General features: G+C 60.3%; 20 protein-coding genes and 1 riboswitch (1 of these 21 cut by a window edge). Of the genes, 14 read left to right on the top strand and 6 right to left on the bottom strand.

The genetic code is table 11. From position 1 onward, the window contains the following. Positions 1 to 12 precede the first annotated feature (12 nt). Positions 13 to 153 carry a hypothetical protein gene (locus A6764_RS19505; RefSeq protein ID WP_162836754.1) on the bottom strand — a complete coding sequence of 47 codons (141 nt, stop codon included), beginning with the start codon at positions 151 to 153 and terminating at the stop codon, positions 13 to 15. Between the two features lie 81 nt (positions 154 to 234). Then, positions 235 to 1,527, bottom strand: coding sequence for a glutamate-1-semialdehyde 2,1-aminomutase (locus tag A6764_RS19500; protein WP_143863481.1), 1,293 nt, complete (start codon positions 1,525 to 1,527; stop codon positions 235 to 237). Between the two features lie 153 nt (positions 1,528 to 1,680). Here A6764_RS19500 and A6764_RS19495 point away from each other — a divergent pair, with 153 nt between their 5' ends. Continuing rightward, complete coding sequence (locus tag A6764_RS19495) at positions 1,681 to 2,535, top strand: protein phosphatase 2C domain-containing protein (protein WP_065067798.1); 855 nt, start codon at positions 1,681 to 1,683, stop codon at positions 2,533 to 2,535. On the opposite strand, the gene A6764_RS19490 is transcribed toward A6764_RS19495, so the two are convergent. Next, positions 2,514 to 3,788, bottom strand: a complete 1,275-nt coding sequence (locus A6764_RS19490; protein WP_065067799.1) for a hypothetical protein — start codon at positions 3,786 to 3,788, stop codon at positions 2,514 to 2,516. The two genes, A6764_RS19495 and A6764_RS19490, sit on opposite strands and share 22 nt — an antisense overlap. Before the next feature lie 200 nt (positions 3,789 to 3,988). Here A6764_RS19490 and A6764_RS19485 point away from each other — a divergent pair, with 200 nt between their 5' ends. The 5 genes from A6764_RS19485 to proS all read left to right on the top strand — a co-directional run bounded on the left by A6764_RS19485 (position 3,989) and on the right by proS (position 9,643). After that, positions 3,989 to 4,999 carry an ABC transporter ATP-binding protein gene (locus tag A6764_RS19485; protein ID WP_035298501.1) on the top strand — a complete coding sequence of 337 codons (1,011 nt, stop codon included), beginning with the start codon at positions 3,989 to 3,991 and terminating at the stop codon, positions 4,997 to 4,999. Beyond that, on the top strand, positions 4,992 to 5,786 hold the full coding sequence (locus A6764_RS19480) for an ABC transporter permease (protein WP_065067800.1): 795 nt from the start codon (positions 4,992 to 4,994) through the stop codon (positions 5,784 to 5,786). Before A6764_RS19485 ends, A6764_RS19480 begins: the two co-directional genes overlap by 8 nt. A gap of 3 nt (positions 5,787 to 5,789) precedes the next feature. Then, the gene (locus A6764_RS19475; RefSeq protein WP_029100599.1) at positions 5,790 to 6,587 is read left to right on the top strand and encodes an ABC transporter permease; all 798 of its coding nucleotides are present in this window, start codon (positions 5,790 to 5,792) and stop codon (positions 6,585 to 6,587) included. Positions 6,588 to 6,875: 288 nt separating this feature from the next. Further along, a riboswitch (FMN riboswitch) is annotated at positions 6,876 to 7,025 on the top strand. Between the two features lie 260 nt (positions 7,026 to 7,285). Continuing rightward, positions 7,286 to 7,891, top strand: a complete 606-nt coding sequence (locus tag A6764_RS19470; protein ID WP_065067801.1) for an ECF transporter S component — start codon at positions 7,286 to 7,288, stop codon at positions 7,889 to 7,891. Between the two features lie 285 nt (positions 7,892 to 8,176). Beyond that, positions 8,177 to 9,643, top strand: coding sequence for a proline--tRNA ligase (proS, locus tag A6764_RS19465; RefSeq protein WP_065067802.1), 1,467 nt, complete (start codon positions 8,177 to 8,179; stop codon positions 9,641 to 9,643). Between the two features lie 81 nt (positions 9,644 to 9,724). On the opposite strand, the gene A6764_RS19460 is transcribed toward proS, so the two are convergent. Both A6764_RS19460 and A6764_RS19455 read right to left on the bottom strand, forming a co-directional pair. Further along, complete coding sequence (locus A6764_RS19460) at positions 9,725 to 10,360, bottom strand: HAD family hydrolase (RefSeq protein ID WP_065067803.1); 636 nt, start codon at positions 10,358 to 10,360, stop codon at positions 9,725 to 9,727. A gap of 88 nt (positions 10,361 to 10,448) precedes the next feature. Beyond that, on the bottom strand, positions 10,449 to 11,066 hold the full coding sequence (locus A6764_RS19455) for a winged helix-turn-helix domain-containing protein (protein ID WP_029100595.1): 618 nt from the start codon (positions 11,064 to 11,066) through the stop codon (positions 10,449 to 10,451). A gap of 193 nt (positions 11,067 to 11,259) precedes the next feature. Between A6764_RS19455 and bcp the strand changes: the two genes are divergently transcribed. From bcp to A6764_RS19430, 5 genes are all read left to right on the top strand, one after another. Further along, positions 11,260 to 11,730, top strand: a complete 471-nt coding sequence (gene bcp / locus A6764_RS19450) for a thioredoxin-dependent thiol peroxidase (protein ID WP_029100594.1) — start codon at positions 11,260 to 11,262, stop codon at positions 11,728 to 11,730. 88 nt (positions 11,731 to 11,818) lie between these two features. Continuing rightward, positions 11,819 to 12,871 carry a M42 family metallopeptidase gene (locus tag A6764_RS19445; protein ID WP_065067804.1) on the top strand — a complete coding sequence of 351 codons (1,053 nt, stop codon included), beginning with the start codon at positions 11,819 to 11,821 and terminating at the stop codon, positions 12,869 to 12,871. An 11-nt stretch (positions 12,872 to 12,882) separates the two neighbouring features. Further along, on the top strand, positions 12,883 to 13,644 hold the full coding sequence (locus A6764_RS19440; protein ID WP_065067805.1) for a class I SAM-dependent methyltransferase: 762 nt from the start codon (positions 12,883 to 12,885) through the stop codon (positions 13,642 to 13,644). Positions 13,645 to 13,712: 68 nt separating this feature from the next. Further along, positions 13,713 to 14,273, top strand: a complete 561-nt coding sequence (locus A6764_RS19435; protein WP_029100591.1) for a cob(I)yrinic acid a,c-diamide adenosyltransferase — start codon at positions 13,713 to 13,715, stop codon at positions 14,271 to 14,273. Positions 14,274 to 14,684: 411 nt separating this feature from the next. Further along, complete coding sequence (locus A6764_RS19430) at positions 14,685 to 15,491, top strand: GNAT family N-acetyltransferase (RefSeq protein ID WP_083989876.1); 807 nt, start codon at positions 14,685 to 14,687, stop codon at positions 15,489 to 15,491. 42 nt (positions 15,492 to 15,533) lie between these two features. Here A6764_RS19430 and A6764_RS19425 read toward each other — a convergent pair whose 3' ends face one another. After that, on the bottom strand, positions 15,534 to 16,439 hold the full coding sequence (locus A6764_RS19425) for a complex I NDUFA9 subunit family protein (protein ID WP_065067806.1): 906 nt from the start codon (positions 16,437 to 16,439) through the stop codon (positions 15,534 to 15,536). Positions 16,440 to 16,584: 145 nt separating this feature from the next. Between A6764_RS19425 and nth the strand changes: the two genes are divergently transcribed. From nth to A6764_RS19410, 3 genes are all read left to right on the top strand, one after another. Beyond that, entirely contained in the window at positions 16,585 to 17,286 is a 702-nt protein-coding gene (gene nth, locus A6764_RS19420; protein ID WP_035298489.1) for an endonuclease III, read from the top strand. 152 nt (positions 17,287 to 17,438) lie between these two features. Continuing rightward, a complete protein-coding gene (gene perR, locus A6764_RS19415) occupies positions 17,439 to 17,873 on the top strand; it encodes a peroxide-responsive transcriptional repressor PerR (protein ID WP_029100587.1) in 435 nt (144 codons plus the stop codon). A gap of 249 nt (positions 17,874 to 18,122) precedes the next feature. Then, on the top strand, positions 18,123 to 18,893 hold the 5' portion of the coding sequence (locus A6764_RS19410) for a glycosyl hydrolase family 18 protein (RefSeq protein ID WP_065067807.1). 960 nt of this gene lie beyond the right edge of the window; 771 of the gene's 1,731 nt are visible here — the first part of the coding sequence; it begins with the start codon at positions 18,123 to 18,125; its stop codon lies off the right edge, out of view.

Genomic DNA, 18,893 nt, shown 5'->3' with positions numbered 1-18,893 from the left:
TTCGTCCACCGGTTATCGGTCGTGCTGTTGGGTTTTGTGATGTTCGGTTTTTCGCGGGTTTTGGAAGCCCACGACCTCCATCATCTTGGAGCTCATCTTCGGGTCCATTGTCTTTTCCGGCGCCTGCGGGTAAGTGTGTTCGCCTTTGGACACGGGGTTCCCTCCTGTTTGTGTGCTGTCACAGGCTAGTATGCCCGGGACGGCTGGCGGCTCCCGCAGGCAATTTCTGCCCGGTTACTTCGCGAGCGCGGCAAATGCGCGGTCCACGGCCGCCACGGTGGCGCGAATGTCGTCTTCCGTGTGGGCGGTGGTGATGAACCAGGCTTCGTATTTGGACGGCGCGAGGCAGATGCCCTCGTCCAGCATCAGCCGGAAGAAGCGGGCAAACAATTCCCCGTCCGCCGCCTGGGCGGAGGCGTAGTCGGTGACCGGCCGGTCCGTGAAGTAGACGGCCAGCGCTCCTTTGACGCGGTTCACCTGCACGGTGATGCCGTGTGTATCGGCGGCGCGGCGAATACCCTCTTCCAGGAGCGCCCCCAACCGTTCAAACTCCTCGTACACGCCCGGCTGCCGGAGCACCTCCAGGCAGGCAATGCCGGCCCGGATCGACGCCGGATTGCCCGCCATCGTGCCCGCCTGGTAGGCAGGGCCGAGCGGCGCCACCTGCTCCATGATCTCGCGCCGGCCGCCGTACGCGCCGATCGGCAGCCCGCCGCCGATGATTTTGCCCAGCGCGGTCAGGTCCGGCTCCACGCCCAGTAGGTTTTGCGCCCCGCCGTAGCAGAAGCGGAAGCCGGTGATCACTTCGTCGTAGACGACCAGCGCGCCCGCCTCGTGGGCGATCCGGTTCACCGCTTCCAGGAAACCGGGCTTGGGCGGCACGATCCCGAAGTTGCCGACGATCGGCTCCACCAGGACGCAGGCGGTCTCATGTCCCCAGACGCGGATCGCTTCCGCAAACGCGTCAATGTCGTTGTAGGGGACGGTGATCACTTCGTTGGCGATGCTCTGCGGGATACCGGCGCTGTCCGGAATGCCCAGCGTGGACGGCCCCGACCCCGCCGCCACCAGCACCAGGTCGGAGTGGCCGTGGTAGCAGCCGGCGAATTTGATGATCTTGACGCGTCCCGTGTACGCGCGGGCGACGCGGATGCAGGTCATCACCGCTTCCGTTCCGGAGTTGTTGAAGCGGATGCGTTCCATCGACGGAATCGCCTCGCGGATCATGCGGGCAAACTGGATTTCCCACGGCGTCGGCGTGCCGTACAGCGTGCCGTTGGCCGCCGCTTCAGCGATCGCCTTGGTAATGTGCGGGTGGGCGTGGCCGGTGATGATCGGGCCGTACGCCGCCAGATAGTCGATGTACCGGTTGCCGTCGACGTCCCAGAAATAGGCGCCCTGCGCCCGTTCCATCGTGACGGGGGCGCCGCCGCCGACCGCCTTGAACGAGCGGGACGGGCTGTTCACCCCTCCCAGGATGACCTCCATCGCCTCTTCGTGCAGTTGCGCGGATCGATCTCGTTTCATATGTACTCCCTCTTTTCTGTCCACAAAGTCCTTCATCATCTTACCACAGCCGGCTCCGGGGCGTAATCGGGAAAGGTGCATCTGGCGGGGGGTTTGGAAAAATGATACAATTTTGCGGTGGTTTCCAGAGCGCAAGGAGGCGGTTGAACCATCATGCGAATCGAATGCCTGTCGATTGCCGGAAGCGGCGGCAGCCCCAACGAGGACGCCTATGCCGTCAACGAGTCCCAGCGCGTGTACGCCGTGATTGACGGCGTGTCGTCACTGGTCCCGTATACGGACGAAGCGGGGATGACGGGTGGGGCGATCGCCGCCCGGGTAGTGAAAGAGCATTTGCAGCATTTGTCTTCGGACAGCGATCTGCTCGATGCCCTGCTCGCGGCCAATGCATGTCTGCGGGAGCGGATGCAAAGCGAACAGGTGGACCTGTCCCGGAAAGAAGCGCTGTGGGGCGCGGCTGTGGCGTCGGTGCGGATCGGCGAGAAGGAGATTCTCTACGCGCAGACCGGGGATTGCATGCTGTTTGCCGTGTACGCGGACGATACGGTGCGGGCCCTGACCCATCCGCAGGTCAAACATCTGGAGGAGAGAGCCTTTCGCAAATGGGAGGAAGGCATCCAGGCGGGCATGCGGACGAGGGCGGAACTGATCGACTACGTCCGCGATATTCTGATCGACAACCGGTATCAGGCCAATACGGACGGCGGCTACGGCGTGCTGAACGGCGATCCGGCCTGCCGCGACTTTCTGGAGTACGGGAAGATCAACCGGACCGGCGTGAAGGCCGTCGTGCTCGTGACAGACGGATTGCTGTGGCCGACCGCCCGGGGAGAAGCGTGGACCGGCTGGGAGGCGACGGTTCTGCCAATCGTGAAAAAAGGGCTGCAGGCCTATGCCGATGACCTGCTCGCCCTGGAAAACGTCGACCCCGAGTGCATCGCCTATCCCCGCTTCAAAAAGTCGGACGATAAAACCGGGATGGTGATCTACCTGTCCAGCAGCCGATAGTCCACAAACACCGCCTGGTTGAAGGAATCGATCGAGTCGCGCTTGTCGTACCGGTAGTCGCTGATCACGAGTTCTCCACGGCGGTTCGTCACGTTCCCCAGTTTGGCCAGCACGTCCCGGCTGTTTGCGGCGCACACCCCCGTCCCCCGCGGCTCCTGCAGGCTGCGGGGGATTTTTCCTGCAAATGAACGATCCGGCTCAAAACAGACCGTTTCGGCATTTTCCTGATAAAAAGTACCGGTGCCCCGGGCTTCGCCGGAAAAGCGAATGATGCCAAAGTCATGGTAGGTATTTCCCGTCTTCTCGATGGCCGTGACTGTCCACTCTGCGACCACATCGCCCGTTTTGACGGCGGTCTCGTCGAACAGATTGGGGTCCGGTTCGGCGTCGATCTTGACGACGGTGGCCCGGTTCCAGGTCTCGGTGGGGCGGTAGTCAAAGGTGTAGTGGTCAAGGAGCACCGTGGCGTGTCCGGTGCTTCCCGCGGGACCGACATGCGCGCGGATCGCGTCCGCGTTTTTGGCGCAAAAAAACGTCGCCCGCTCATCTCCCAGGCTGCGCGGGAGTCGCGTCTCGTATTCCGGGTCCACGTGAAAGCAAATGGCATTGGCCAAAAATTCCGTCTCCGCTCCAAAGTGCTGGTACGTCGCTTTCACCGTCGTTTCGCCGGCGAATTCCACGATTCCCGCGTACGAGAGAGGCATGTCGGGGAACGGTGTCATGGAAAAGGACGTGATGGTCATTCCGGCAACCACGTCGCCGGCTTTGGCCGAACGTTCGTCGAAGAGATGGGGCGCGTTTCTGTCCAGCGCCACCACCGAATCAAGCGTGACCGTTTGCAGCACCTCACCGCTGTCTCCCAGTACCTCTGCGGTGATGACGTACGCTTCGTTGAGGGGAAAATGCGGGCGTAAAACCGACCAGCCGTCCGCGGCGTCTTCATCCGTTCCCAACCGCCATGTGACCGTTTCATCCCGTGCCAGCCGGGCCGTAAACGCGACCGCTGCACCCGGGACCTGCCGGGAGAGCGAAATGGCTTCGGGAAACTCGTGCAGGGTGATGGTTCCGTCAACTTTGGGCGAAGCGGGCGTGATCACAATGGACACCGATTCGTCCGGAGAGGTCTGGCGGGAAGAGTCGGGAGAGGCAGCGGGGGCGGTTGTGGGTTCCGGCTTGTCGGAAGGCGGCACGTTTGCCCAACAGCCTGTCAGGATCATGCCGGACAGCAGAAGACGAAGCAGGGAGTGACGCATGCGGGTTGACTCCTTTCAGGGGAAAGTCGATCCTTTATACGGTATGACGAGGGAGGTGGGGGTTTGTTTCGGAAAGACGAAGCCGCAGAGCGAAAAAAAGGCGCACAGCGTTTTCCAGCACAATTGATTTTGCAGAAATGAGTGGCCTTCGCTAAACTTAGCTATGGATTACGTAGAGGCCAAGCAAAGGACGGGTTGTCATGATTCGTGTCAGTCATCTGCAAAAGGAGTTTCGCATCCATCAGGCCCGTGCCGGCCTGGCGGGTGCGTTTCGCGACTTGTTCAGCCGGGAGTACAAGACGGTCAAGGCGGTTGACGACATTTCCTTTACCGTCGAGGAAGGGGAGATGTTCGCCCTGATCGGGGAAAACGGGGCCGGCAAATCAACCACGATCAAAATGCTGACGGGGATTCTCACCCCGAGCGGCGGCGAGATCGTCATCAACGGCTACGTGCCGTACCGGCAGCGGGAGCAGTACGTTCGCTCCATCGGCGTCGTCTTCGGACAGCGCTCCCAGCTTTGGTGGGACCTCTCGCCGCTGGAATCGTTCCGCCTGCTGAAAAACGTCTACAAGGTGGACGACGCGGCGGGAGAGCGCTGGCTGGAGCGCCTGATCGAGGAGCTGGACATCGCTTCGTTCGTCAGCCAGCCGGTGCGCAAGCTGAGCCTCGGCCAGCGCATGCGCTGCGAAGTGGCCGCCGCCTTGATTCACAAGCCGAAGCTGCTCTTTCTCGACGAGCCGACGGTCGGGCTGGACGTGCTGGTCAAGCAGAAAATCCGGGAGTTTCTCCGCAACCTGAATGAAACGGAACAGACGACGATCCTCTTGACCACGCACGACGTGTCCGACATCGAGGCGCTCTGCAAGCGGGTGCTGGTGATGGACAAAGGCCGGCTGATCTTTGACGGCCAATTGGCTGAACTGAAAGAGAAGTGGGGCAACGGCACCGAGGTGGCATTCCAGTTCAAGAAGCGGACTGCGCCGGAAGAGCTGCGGGCGGCGCTCGGCGAGCTGCCCTGTGAAATCCTGCGGGACAACGAGTTCTCGCTGCGGGTAAAGGTGGTGCGCAGCCAGGACATGCTGCCGTTCGTCCTGTCCGTGGTGATGGGCTCGTTTGAGGTGAGCGACGTGAAGATCAAGGAGGCCAGCACGGAAGACATCGTGCGCAACATCTACTCGGCCGACGGCGAGGTCGTCAGCCATGGGTAAACTCTATCTGGAACTGATCCGCATCCGGTTTCTGACCATGCTCGCCTACCGGGTGAACTACTACAGCGGCATCATCATCTACGCGATCAACATCGGCGCCTATTACTTCCTCTGGGGAGCGATCTACGGCGGCCAGCAGCAGCTCGGCGGCCTCACCGTGGAGCAGATGACCGCATACGTCGCCATCGCCTGGATGTCCCGGGCGTTCTACTTCAACAACATCGACATGGAGATCGCTCAGGACGTGCGGGAAGGCAAGGTGGCCATCGAGATGATCCGGCCCTACAATTATCTGTCCGTGAAAACGGCGCAGGCGTTCGGCGAGGGCGTCTTTCGCCTGCTCTTTTTCGCGGCGCCCGGCATCTTTCTGGTCAGCCTGTTGATCCCGTTCCGCTTCCCCGGAACGCCGGAAGCCTGGGGCCTGTACCTGGTCAGCCTCATGCTCGCGTTTGTCATCAACACGGAGCTGAACCTGCTGACCGGCCTGTTTACCTTTTTCCTGTTCCGCAACGACGGGATGATGCGGGCCAAGCGGGTGATCGTCGATCTGATGTCCGGCCTGGTGCTGCCGATCAGCTTTTTCCCCGGCTGGGCCCAGACGCTGATGGGCTGGCTGCCGTTTCAGGCGATCAACTACTATCCCAGCCTGATCTTCACCGGCGCGATTTCGCCGGAGCGGGCGTGGGAGCTGATCGGGCTGCAGGCTGTGTGGATCGCGGTGATTTTCATGCCGATCCTGATCCTGTGGCGGCGGGCCCGTCACAAACTGGTCGTGCAGGGAGGGTAGCCGATGCAAAACGCGCGACACATCATCGGCGTCTTTGCCGATTACCTCGGACAGTATTTCAAGACCAGGCTGGCGTACCGGGCCGACTTTTTCGGCGACCTGGTCTCCAATCTGATCTACGAGCTGATCAATCTCGTCTTCATCATCGTCGTCTTTCAGCACGTGCCGCTGCTGAAAGACTGGACGCGGGACGAAATCATCTTCATCTACGGATTCTTCCTGATTCCGTATGCGCTGTTTTCGATGTTTTTCAGCTTCTGGGACTTCAACGAGCGCTACATCATCCGCGGCGAGATGGACCGCATCCTGACCCGGCCGCTGCACAACCTGGCCCAGGTGTGCCTGGAATCGATGGCGCCGGACCGCATCTTCGGCGTCATCTCCGGGCTGATCATCATGGGCTACGCCGCTTTCAAGCTGGATCTGTCCTTCCACTGGTACGATCCGCTGGTGTTTGTCGTGCTGGTGATCGGCGGGGCGCTGATCTACGCCGGGGTGTACACGGCGATTGCCGCCATCAGCTTTTTCTCCGACTCGCGCACGGGCATCGCGCCGATGATCTGGAACATCCAGCAGTACGGCCGCTATCCCGTGGACGTGTACAACAAGGTGATTCGCTTCGTGCTGACGTACATCCTGCCGTTCGCCTTCGTCGGCGTCTACCCGGCCGCCTACTTTTTGCGCAAGGAGACGTGGTACACCTACGCGGCGTTCACGCCGGTCATGGGCGTGATCTTTTTCGGCATCGGGCTCGCCGTCTGGAACTGGGGCGTGCGCAAATACAGAGGAGCGGGGTCGTGACCCGCTCTTCCCTTGACAGGCAATCTAGTACTCACCACGCGACTTGTGTTTACACAAAGCGGACCAGGGTGAGTCTTTTTGTTTATCAGGGGAGATTTTCGTGAACGAATCGGCGTATAGGCGAGAATTAAAACCACCACACGCGCCTGTTTCAATGTGGTAACGTTTGGCTTCAGGCGGGGAACAGCGGAGCCCCCGGTCGTTCGTCCGGCAAATGCGCAGAGACACTTCCGGCATTGTCAAATGAATCGGCGACGCCGTATAATAAGCTGGTAACAACCAATACCACAATTCCTTCGGGGCAGGGTGAAATTCCCGACCGGCGGTGATCGCGCAAGGCGCGTAAGCCCGCGAGCCTCCCTGGCGGAAACGCCTGGGAGTGCAGGATCCGGTGCGAATCCGGAGCCGACAGTACAGTCTGGATGGGAGAAGGATGACGACAGTACGTACACCGCACGTGCTTGTTTGCCTGTGCGCGGGTGCGGGATGCGGGGGGTGCATGCCCGATCGGGACCCCTTCGATTTCGCATACCTGTTTGGCGCAGTCATGGGTCGCTGTCCGCGTACGCAAGCCCTGAGGAGAAACGAATCCTCAGGGCTTTTGTTTTACGATTGGTTCGGATGGACGGCCGGGCAGGTGGGACGTACTCGTTGCCATTCCTCATCAGAAGGAAGAAACACGTGAGGAGATGGTACAGATGAAAGTAACAGCGATGCGCTCATCGCAAGCGACCCAGCGGCTGGTGGCGATTCCCATGCTGGCGGCGGTCGCGTTTGTTCTGCAGTATCTCGAGTTTCCGGTACCGATGCTGCCGCCGTTCCTGAAGCTGGATTTCAGCACGCTGCCCGCGTTGATCGGGGGCCTGCTCTACGGACCGGTCGCCGGGGTGCTGGTGGAAGTGCTGAAAAACGCGCTGCACATGCTGTTGAAAAATACGGACGGCCTGCTGATCGGCGAGGTGGCCAACGTGGTCGCAGGCGCCAGCTTTATCCTGGCGGCCATCTATTTGCAGCGCCGGGGCATGGGGAAAAAGGGCTTTGCCGCCGGCCTTGTGCTGGGAACGGTGCTGATGACGGCGGTCATGGCGGTCGCCAACGCCTATTTCCTGCTGCCGGCCTACGCGGCTCTCTACCAGGTGCCGCTGGAGCAGCTCCTGGCCCAGTTCCAGGCGGACAGCGTCTGGTCGTTTGTCCTGTACAGCATCGTGCCGTTTAACATACTCAAAGGGGTTGTGCTCTCGCTGGCAGCGTATCCGCTGTACCTCAAGCTGTCCGGCCGGCTCAACCTCCGCGCGGCAAATTGACAATGATTTCTTGGCTTGCTATGATAGTGCCTAACCAAAGGCAATGAAAGGACCCGCAGGTACTGGCCGTGTTCCAGAGAGTCGGCCCTTGTCTGGAAGGCCGATGCACAGGCGTATCTGCTCCCCATCCTGGAGCCGCTGGCGATGAGCCATGCCGGATGCCCTGCCGTTATCGGGCGTTGAGTGGGCCGCAGCACGCCGTTGCGGTCAATCAGGGTGGTACCACGGGTAATTCCCCCGTCCCTATTGGGATGGGGGTTTATTTTTTTACGAGGAGTGTGTCACATGGCAGACGAAAAAGCGTTTGTAAAGGAGATTACCCCGCAGTCGGAGGACTTTTCGCGCTGGTACATCGACACGATTACCAAGGCGGATCTGATGGATTACACCCCGGTCCGCGGCTGCATCGTGTTCAAGCCGGACGGCTTCGAGCTGTGGGAGCGGATCCAGGCGGCGATGGACAAGCGGTTCAAGGAGACCGGCCACCGCAACGCCTATTTTCCGATGCTGATTCCCGAGTCGTTTTTCCAAAAAGAGAAGGAGCACGTGGAAGGCTTTAATCCGGAGCTGCCCTGGGTGACCGAAGCGGGCGGCGAAAAGCTGGAAGAGCGGCTCGCGCTGCGGCCGACGTCCGAGACGATCATCGGCCACATGTACAGCCAGTGGATTCAGAGCTATCGCGACCTGCCGGTGCTGATCAACCAGTGGGCCAACGTCTTCCGCTGGGAAAAGCGGACGATGCCGTTCCTGCGCACGTCCGAATTCCTCTGGCAGGAGGGGCATACCGCCCACGCCACCGAGGAGGAAGCGCGGCAGGAAACGATGCAGATGCTGGACATCTACAGCGAGGTGGTCGAACAGGAGCTGGCCATTCCCGTCTGGAAAGGGCAGAAGACGCCGACCGAACGCTTTGCCGGCGCGATCGACACGTATTCCATCGAAGCGATGATGAAGGACGGCAAAGCCGTTCAGGCCGGCACCTCGCACTACCTGGGCGAGAACTTTGCCAGAGGCTTTGACATCAAGTTTCTCGACAGGGACAATCAGTTCAAGTACGTTCATACCACCTCGTGGGGGACGTCCACCCGTCTGATCGGTTCGATGATCATGGTTCACGGCGACGACCGCGGGCTGGCGCTGCCGCCGCGCGTGGCACCGACCCAGGTCGTGATGATCCCGGTCGGTCCGGTCAAGCTGCGGGAAAAGGTGATGGAGAAGTTCAATCCGCTGTTCGACGCCCTGAAAGCGGCGGGCGTGAGGGTGAAGGCGGACCTGCGCGAAGAGACGCCCGGCTGGAAGTTCAACGAGTGGGAAATGCGCGGCGTACCGATTCGCCTGGAGATCGGTCCGCGCGATGTGGACAACGGACAGGTGGTCCTGGCCCGTCGCGATACCGGCGAGAAGGTGACGGTCTCCCTGGACCGGGCGGTGGAAGCGGTCGCCGACCTGCTGGAAGAGATTCAGCGGAACATGTTTGAAAAGGCGCTGGCGTTCCGAACCGCTCACTCCCATCTGGACATCGACACCCTCGATGCGCTGAAGGCGCACATCGTCAAGGCGGAAAGCGAAAAAAGCATCGCCGGCTGGGTGCTGGCCGGCTGGTGCGGCGACGACGCCTGCGAAGCGAAAGTGAAGGAGGAGACCAAGTTCACCTCCCGCAACATTCCGTTTGAGCCGCCGACAGTCAAGCATACCTGCATCGCCTGCGGCGGGGAAGCCAAGCATACCGTCTGGTTCGCCCGCGCCTATTAAACCGCCCTTCGGCTGGCGGGGCGAAAACAAAAGGGGCACCCGCGCATATCGGGTGCCCGCTTTTCGTTACTGCGGCTTTCGCTACCCCAGGACCCAATCGGCGAAGGCCCCGGGGTCGGTAAACAGGTAATCCGGTTCGGGCTGGAAACGGCCCGCTTTTTGCGTGACAGGCAGCCAGTCGACGCCGACCGTGACCAGGGCGGCGGCCCGACCCGCAAGAACGTCGGCGTCGCTGTCCCCCACGTACAGCGTTTGTTCGGCGCGTGCTCCCAGCCGTTCCATCGCGGACAGAATGCCTTCGGGATCGGGCTTTGGCCTGGAAACGTCGTCTCCGGTGATCACCACGTCAAAGTAGCGGGCCAGCCCCCACGCCTGAAGGGAAATGTCGGCGCTGCGCCGCCCTTTTCCGGTGACAATGCCCATAACGATGCCGGCCTCGCGCAGCCGGTCCAGCATCAGCGCGATCTCCGCCGGATTGTGCACGTGCCGGTGCCCTTCCGCGTAGACCCGAAAAAAGTGGTCGAGAGCCTGTTCCACCTGGTCTGGCGGGATCTTCGCCTGCAGGATGCCGGTCTCCGTCGGTCCGAACATGGCGACGATCTCCTCGTCCGCGTAGCGGCGGTGGTGAAACTGCTGAAACGTCGAGCGAAACGCTGTGAAAATCAGCGGCAGCGTATCCGCGACGGTGCCGTCAAAATCAAACAGGATGGTGCGCATCGCAAGCCTCCCTTGCACGAAACATGGCGAAAACCATCGCGTGGGATGGTTTTCGTGTGCAGTCATTCCTATGCGTCAGGCGGAGCCGTTATTCGTCGCTGTCCTCAAACGCGTCGCCCTCGTCTTCGGCCGGATCGGGGGGCGTCAGCGGAAACAGCACGTCAAAGAACTTGAACTTGCGGCGGCCGTTTTCGTTTTTCAGCCCCTTGTACTTTTGCAGCAGTTCGCTGATCTCGTCCACCAGTTGATTCCGTTCTTCTTGATTTAAATAAAATTCAGTTAAATTAAATGCGAACGTGTCCTTGTACTCTTTGCGCACGTCCACATCGCTCGCCACAAACCGGTTGAGCGTCCGCATCAAATCCCGCTCCGTGGTGCGGAACGGCGTAAACATGATGTCGCTCAACTGCTGCGCGTTTTCTTCGATCATCAACTGCAGCTTGACCTGGATCACCTTGGCCACAGGCTGATAGTACTTCTCCACAATCGAGCCTTTGACCCGGGTGTCCACCTGTTCCAAGAGACCGACGCGGACCAGCTCCTTCACGTGGTAATGCAGGCGGGCGGCGTTTTCGCCCAGCTCGGTCGCGATCTGCTTCGCCGTGCGCGGCTCCAGGTCTTCAAACAGTTCCAAAATTTTTACACGCTCCGGTATGGCAAGAGATTTAAGGGCTTCCGGTTCGGTTACCTGAAAAAACTCTTTCATGATTGATTCACCATCCAGCAACTACGCCAAATTTTTTATAATTCTTTATTCTTTACGAATTTACTATCCATTCATTCTATCGTTTTCTCTCCAAAAGCGCAACGTGTAAGCGGATGAAGTGGTCTGCCGCTTTGTGGTAAAATGAGACAGGTATGTCAAGCAGAAAATCGAAGCGGAAAGTAGGGATCCAACGATGGTAGCAGTGGGACAAGCGGCGCCTGATTTTACCCTGCAGGCGAACAGCAACCGGACGATTTCTCTCCAGGATTTTCGCGGCCAATACGTGGTGCTGTACTTTTATCCCAAGGACATGACCCCAGGCTGCACGACGGAAGCGTGCGATTTTCGCGACTATCACCCGGAGTTTGCCAAGCTGAACACGGTCGTGCTCGGCATCAGCCCCGACGATGTCAAATCGCATGACAAGTTTGCCGCCAAGCACGAGCTGCCGTTTCCGCTGCTGGCCGACCCGGATCACCAGGTGGCGGAGGCGTACGGCGTCTGGGTGCTGAAAAAGATGTACGGACGGGAATACATGGGCATTGAACGCTCCACGTTTCTCATCGACCCGGAAGGCACGATCGTCAAGGCGTGGCCCAAGGTAAAGGTGAAGGGGCACGTCGAGGAAGTTCTGCAAACGATCAGGGAACTGCAGCAGCAATAGGAACAGCCTTCTGTCGGGCTCACTCGGCGAGGAAGGTTCTTTTACGAGGATGCTGCAGCATATAACGCAAGCGATTGGGGGAAACACAATGACCGTATCGACCGACTACATGGTGGAGATGTTTTGCCGTCTGGCCAACACGCCCAGTCCTTCCGGCAATACCGCCAAAGTGATGGCCCTGGTGGAAGGAGAACTGACCCGATTGGGCATCGGCTATGTGCGCACCAACAAGGGAGCGGTGCTGGCTACCCTGCCCGGCAGCAACGACGACAAGCAGCGGCTGCTGACGGCCCACGTGGACACGCTGGGCGCGATGGTGAAGGAGATCAAGGAGAACGGCCGGCTGAAACTGGCCCTGATCGGCGGTTTCGAGTGGAACGCGGTGGAGGGCGAGCACTGCATGGTCGAGACGGACAGCGGCCGGATCATTACCGGCACGATCCTCTCGACAAAGGCGTCGGTCCATGTCTACGGCCGGGAAGCGGGCAAAATGGAGCGCACCGAGCATAACATGGAAGTGCGGCTGGACGAAAAGGTAAACAGCAGGGAAGACGTGCTGGCGCTGGGCATTCGCGTCGGTGACTTCGTTTCGTTTGACCCGCGGGTGACCGTTACCGAGAGCGGGTTTATCAAATCCCGCCACATCGACGACAAGGCCAGCGTGGCCATTCTGTTCGGCGTGCTGAAACACCTGCGGGAGAGTGGAGCCACGCTGCCGTACACGACCCATTTTCTCATCAGCAACAACGAGGAGATCGGCTACGGCGGCAACGCCTGCGTGCCGGAACGGGTGGTGGAGTATCTGGCGGTGGACATGGGTGCGATCGGCGACGGCCAGACCACGGACGAATACTGCGTCTCCATCTGCGCCAAAGACTCGTCCGGCCCGTACCACTACGGACTGCGCAAACACCTGGTGAAGCTGGCCGAGGAGCATGGGTTGAACTACCAGGTGGACATTTACCCGTACTACGGCTCCGACGCCAGCGCCGCGCTCCGGGCCGGATACGACATCGTGCACGGATTGATCGGGCCCGGCGTGGACGCGTCCCACTCCCACGAGCGGACGCACAAGGAGGCCCTGGAAAACACGGCCAAGCTGGTGCTGGCCTACCTCCATTCGGAAGTCATGCAGGCGTAGGTGAAGAGATCATGAGCGACATGTATCGTTGGGCGGAGTATTACGATGTGACGCAGCGCGGCCTGCCGGGAGACGTCGAATTTTACCTGGAGATGGCCCGCGCTGCCGGAGGTGAGGTACTGGATCTCGCCTGCGGTACCGGACGCATCGCCATTCCGCTGGCAGAGGCGGGGGTGAGCGTCACCGGGCTGGACCTGTCGGCCGAGATGCTGGAGCGGGCCCGGAAAAAGGCGGACGAGCGCGGAGTGTCGGGACAGCTTTCGTTTGTGCAGGGAGACATGCGGGCGTTTGATCTGGGCAAAACCTTTTCGCTGGTGATGATTCCATTTCGCTCGTTTTTGCACCTGCTGCACATCCACGAGCAGATGAAGGCCCTCTCCTGCATCCGCCGTCACCTGGCGCCGGGCGGGAAGTTCGTGATGAACGTGTTCGTCCCGAAAATCGCCCATCTCTACGAGGAGAGCGAAAAAATGTCCCTGCGCGGAACCTACCGGCTGGATTCGGGCGAAGAGATCGCGATGTGGGATTACACCCGCTACGACCACTTTCAGCAGTTGGCCGAGGTGACCCGGACCTACGAGCGGATCTCCCCGGAAGGAGTGGTGACGGAGCGGGTGACCGGCCGCTTTACGCTGCGCTACATCTTTCCGGCGGAGCTGCACCACCTGCTGCGGCTCAACGGGTTGAAAGTGACGCAGCGGTTCGGCTCGTTTGCCAAGGCGCCGTTTGACGCCGCCAGCACCGAGCTGATTGTGGTGGCCGAAGCCATGTGAACCGGCGGCGCGTCGAAAAGCAGCGTGTTGTCGATTTCCAGGGAAATAACGGGAATGGGGGGCTGTTTGTGAAAATCTATACCAAATCGGGCGACAAAGGGGAAACGTCCCTGGTATCCGGCGTGCGCGTTCCCAAGCACGCCGACCGGGTGGAGGCGTACGGCACGTGCGACGAGGCCAACTCCGCCATCGGGCTGGCTCTGTCGCTGCTGCCTGACGGGGAAGCCTGGAACGAACTGCGGGGCGTGTTTCACGTCGTGCAGACCAAGCTCTTCCACATCGGAGCGGAGCTGGCGACGCCGGAAGGAAAACCGGTGGGCTGGCCGATCCGCGACGAGGATGTTCAGTTTTTGGAAGAAGAGATCGACAAGCTGGACGCGACCCTGCCGCCGCTCTCCAACTTTATCCTGCCCGGCGGCCACCCCGCTGCGGCCGCTTTTCACGTGGCGCGGACGGTAGTGAGGAGAGCGGAGCGCAAGGCGGTGCTGGTCAGCCGTCAGGAGCAGGTGAACGGCGCGGTGGTCAAGTATTTGAACCGTCTCTCCGATTACCTGTTTGTCGTCGCCCGCTGGGTCAACCGGGAAACGGGCCGGGCGGAGCAGCATCTGCACGAACAGGGAACGGATTGACCGTGTAGCACGGGCATCAGTAAAAGGCAGAAGGTAGAAGGCAGAAGGCAGGGGGCAGTCAGCGCCTGAGCAGCTTGTTTGCCGTGAGTGCCAAGGCCCGGTCGCCGGCCGCTGGTTGAACAGGAGCGGCCGGTCCGGCCATGCCCCTGAACAGATAGGGAGCAATCCGGGCAAAGGCAGGATCACGAGGTTCCAACTTGCCGAGCAAAAAATCTTAATTTTTTAAAATTTTTATCTACTCGCGAGGAATATGCCGTCGAACCGGCGGACGTTTAGACGACCAAACCCTTGACGGTAGTCTCGCTGCTTACGCTGAGCACAACCTGGAGACGGAGCGCGTCGCAGCCAATCGGCCATCTGCTGCGCCGTGTCCGCCGTTTTCCCATCATGAAAGAAGGAAGGTGACCCAGAGTGGCTGTCCTCTCTCAGGCTGAAATCCTGTCGATTGCGGAACAGACGGACATCGCGTACAAGCGGGCGTTCTCCCGAATGGAGGCCCGTTCCTGGGGGCTGCTGTTTGTCAACGAAGAAAATCCCATGCACTACGATGCCAATCACGCCCATGTGTTCCGACCGGTCGCCGGGGAAGCCGAAGCGGAAGCGATTGTCCGTGAGACCACTGCGTTTTTTTCGCAGCGCGGCATCATTCCCCGCTTGTACGTGTACGCGCCGGAGGACAAGCAGCCGCTGATTTCGGCGTTGGAGCGGCACGGCTTTCAGACGGAATCGCTGCCTGCGCCCATGCAGTTGTGGCAGGGGGGCTTGGCTGACGTGCGGCCGATGGAAGGGATTGCGATCGAACCGGTGACGGCGGCCAATTACGACGACTGCCTCATCGTCGAGTCGATTCCGGAGCTGGGCGGCCGCGACGTCAGGGAGAAGGCGTTTGCCATGGAGTTTGCCCATCCCGATTTTGCGCATTACCTGCTGCGTGTCGACGGCGAACCGGCCAGCTCGCTCTGCCTGCTTCGCGCCGGGGAGTACATGCGGGTGGAAAACGTGGCTACCCTGCCTGCATTCCGCGGCCGCGGCTTGATCGGCCATCTGCTGCGCCATGCCCAGGAGCGGTTTTTGGAGACGGGCGGTGCCCGGCTTTTGGTCTTCCCGATCAATGATCGCGTGGAGCGCGTTTACCGCCGGTACGGCTTCGCTGCCGTTGGCGATGTTCGGACCCTGCACGCGTACCGCGGCGGCAAAGGCATCCGGGAGATTCGCTGAAAGGCAGAACAACCCCTGATGCGTGATCGGGGGTTGTTCCGGTCATCGGACATACTGGGCAATTCCTTGGCGAAACGGGATCTTGGGCGTGTCAAACGCGCTGTACAGGGCTTCCGTGTCGGAGCAGGCGTTGCCCTCGAGAAGCATGGTGAGCTGCGTATGGGTAATCGGGAAAAAGGAGAAGCCTTCCATCAGCGTGACAACCGGCTTCATCAGCCCCACCGGGATGTGCAGCTTGCGGACGTGCCGCTTGCCGATCACCTCTCCGATGGCGTCCAAAATCTCGCCGTAGCTGAGAGGCGCGGGACCTCCCACTTCAAACGTTTGGCCAGTGACGCTCTCCCGCGTCAGCGCCTGTTCAAAGACGTCGGATACCGTCTCGCGGGCGACGGGCTGCAGCGGGTAGGAACCGTCGCCGATGACGGGGGTGACGGGAAGCCTGATCAAATGGGCCAGCATGTTCACAAACTCGTCTCCCGGCCCGAAGATGACCGACGGGCGAAAGATCACGTACGGGATGCCGCTCGCTCTGACCAGTTCCTCGGCTTCGTGCTTGGTCCGGTGATAGGCGCTGGCGGCACCGGCTTGCGCTCCCAGCGCACTCATCTGGACGAAGCGGCGGACGCCGGCCTGTGCGGCCGCCTGCAGCACATTTCGCGTACCCTCGACGTGGATGCGGGAAAACGTCACGCCCTTTTGCGGCTGTTCCCGGATAATGCCGACCAGATGGATCACCGCTTCAGAGCCTTCCATCGCCCGCCGAAGCGAATCCAGGTCGAACAAGTCTCCCGGCGCCGGAGTGACCTGCGCTGTGTGCACCTCCGCCCGCGCGAGCTTCGCCTCCGAACCGGGACGGACCAGACAGGTGACCTCGTGGCCGGCTGCCGTCAGCCTGGACAGCACGCCTTTTCCCACAAAACCGGTGGCACCCGTGAGAAATACCTTCACCCACATCACCTTCCCTGTGTAACATTCTTCCAATGGTATTCTACACCGGGTTGGTCCGGCCCTGCCATCACCTGCCGCGATTTTTTAAGGACAGGATGACGGGTTGACGGCGGACGTATAATGAAGAGGAAAGGGGGACATACCAATGGCGCAACGAAAAGTACCTGTCGACCAAATTCTCGATACCCTCTATCAGATGTACCCGGACGCTCACTGCGAGCTGAACTACACAACGCCGTTCGAACTCTTGATCGCCACGATTCTCTCGGCGCAGTGCACGGACAAACGGGTAAACGAAATCACCGGCCCCCTGTTCCAAAAGTTCAACAAGCCGGAGCATTTCATCCATTTGACGCAGGAAGAGCTGGAAGAGCATATAAAAGGGCTGGGTTTGTATAAAAATAAGAGCAAAAACATCCTGGAGACCTGCCGCATCCTCTACGAGAAGTACAACGGCGAAGTGCCGCAAACCCATGCGGAGCTGGAGGCGCTGCCGGGCGTCGGGCGCAAGACGGCCAACGTCGTCCTCTCCAACGCGTTTGGCGTGCCGGCCATCGCAGTCGATACGCACGTCTTCCGCGTAGCCAACCGGCTGGGTCTGGCGAAAAGCGACAACGTGGACGAAGTGGAGCGGCAGTTGATGAAGCGGATTCCGCGGGAGAAGTGGTCCGACGCCCATCACTGGCTGATCTGGCACGGACGTCGGGTGTGCGCCGCGCGCAATCCTCAGTGCGGCTCCTGTCCGCTGCGGGAGATGTGCAGGTATGCCCAGACAGAGGCGAAGAAATCGCGGTCAACATCCACGGCAGCGAAAAAGAAAACGGAAAAGCGGACCGCGGCCAAATGATGGACGGAGGCCCCTCACATTCCCTTTTTCAGCGGAATGGATATTGACAGCTTTCGCCGACTAGACGTACACTTATTTAAAGTAATTCTAATCAATCACAAACAAGAAACGCTTGTTCGTTTGTCTTGCGAAAGACTGTGGGGTGTAACACAATGTCACAGCGAGTGGAAAAAGCTGTTGAAATCCTGAAAAATACCGGGGTACGTATGACACCTCAGCGTCATGCCATCCTCTCCTATCTGTTGGACAGCATGACGCATCCGACGGCTGACGAGATATACAAGGCTCTGGAGGGCAAGTTTCCCAACATGAGCGTGGCGACGGTTTACAACAATCTGCGCGTGTTCAAGGAGGCGGGCCTGGTTCGCGAGCTGACCTACGGGGACGCGTCCAGCCGCTTTGACGCCAACGTGGAGGAAGACCATTACCACGCCATCTGTACGGAGTGCGGAGCCATCCGCGATTTCCACTTCCCGTACCTGCGGGACGTGGAGGAATCGGCGGCCGAGTCGGTCGGGTTCCGCGTGACCGGGCACCGCATGGAGATCTACGGCGTTTGCGAAGAGTGCCAAAAGAAAACCCATTGAGCGGCGTGCGCCCCGGATCAACACCTTCTGCTTCAACCGGCTGTTCCTGTTGGAGAGAAGGTGTTTTTTTCTGCCGGTGTAACCTTTTTTCGTCTGCTTCGTCTTTCTGGAAGGGAACGGTTTCCCAACATGTTCCTGCAGACGAAAGGTTGTGAATCGACCGACAATGCCATATGATCAAAAAAGTGGAAACTACCGGGTTGCCGGTCTCTTTCGGGCCGGCGGACCGTGTGCAAGGAGAGCGAATCTGTGAGTCTGGAAGTGGGAATGGCCCCTCGCCCTCGATTCAAGCGCCAGCGAAAGCGCGTGACCCCGATGCTTCTGCTGCTGGTGGCAATCGCCGCCGCGGCGTACTGGTATTTGATGGTCAAACCGTCCAATGAACACGTCGAGCCGTACGGAGGCAGCCGGCAGGCGATCGTTTGGCAGGGCAGCCTGTACGACAAGCCGTATCTGCTGGAAGCGGAGCAGGTGCTGCTGCCGTTTGAATTTCTCAAGGAACACCTCGATCCCACGATCTATTGGGACGAGCCGACCCGATCAGTGATCGTGACCACCAGGGACAAGGTGCTGCGCATGCAGAGCGGGGAGCTGGTCGCGCACCTGAACAAACGGCCGGTTTCCCTGCAGGTGCCCGTCAAGGAAGTGAACGGCACCCGCTACATTCCGCTCGAGCCTCTGGAAAAACTGTACCGCTACTCGTTCAGCCGCAATCCCGACACCGGGGTGCTGCGGGTGGAAAAGGAAGGATACGCCGTGCAGCAGGGGAGCGTCGTCAGCGGGGACGATCCGGTGCGCCTGCGCCTGGAGGCGACGCACCGTTCCCCCTATGTGGCCGAGCTGCCCAATGGCGAGGCCGTCGATATTTTGGGCGAAACGGATAAGTGGTACCGCGTTCTGTCCTCCAAGGGGATCGCCGGCTACCTGCCGAGAGAGGCGGTATCGCTGACCGAGGTGCGCAAGGTCAGTCTCGACCAGCCGGTCCGGGAGCAGCCGACCGTGTGGAAGCCGTTGGGGAAA

The organism is Brevibacillus sp. WF146 (assembly GCF_001673705.2).
Classification (GTDB): domain Bacteria; phylum Bacillota; class Bacilli; order Brevibacillales; family Brevibacillaceae; genus Brevibacillus; species Brevibacillus thermoruber.
This window is presented reverse-complemented; position numbering and strand designations above follow the sequence as displayed.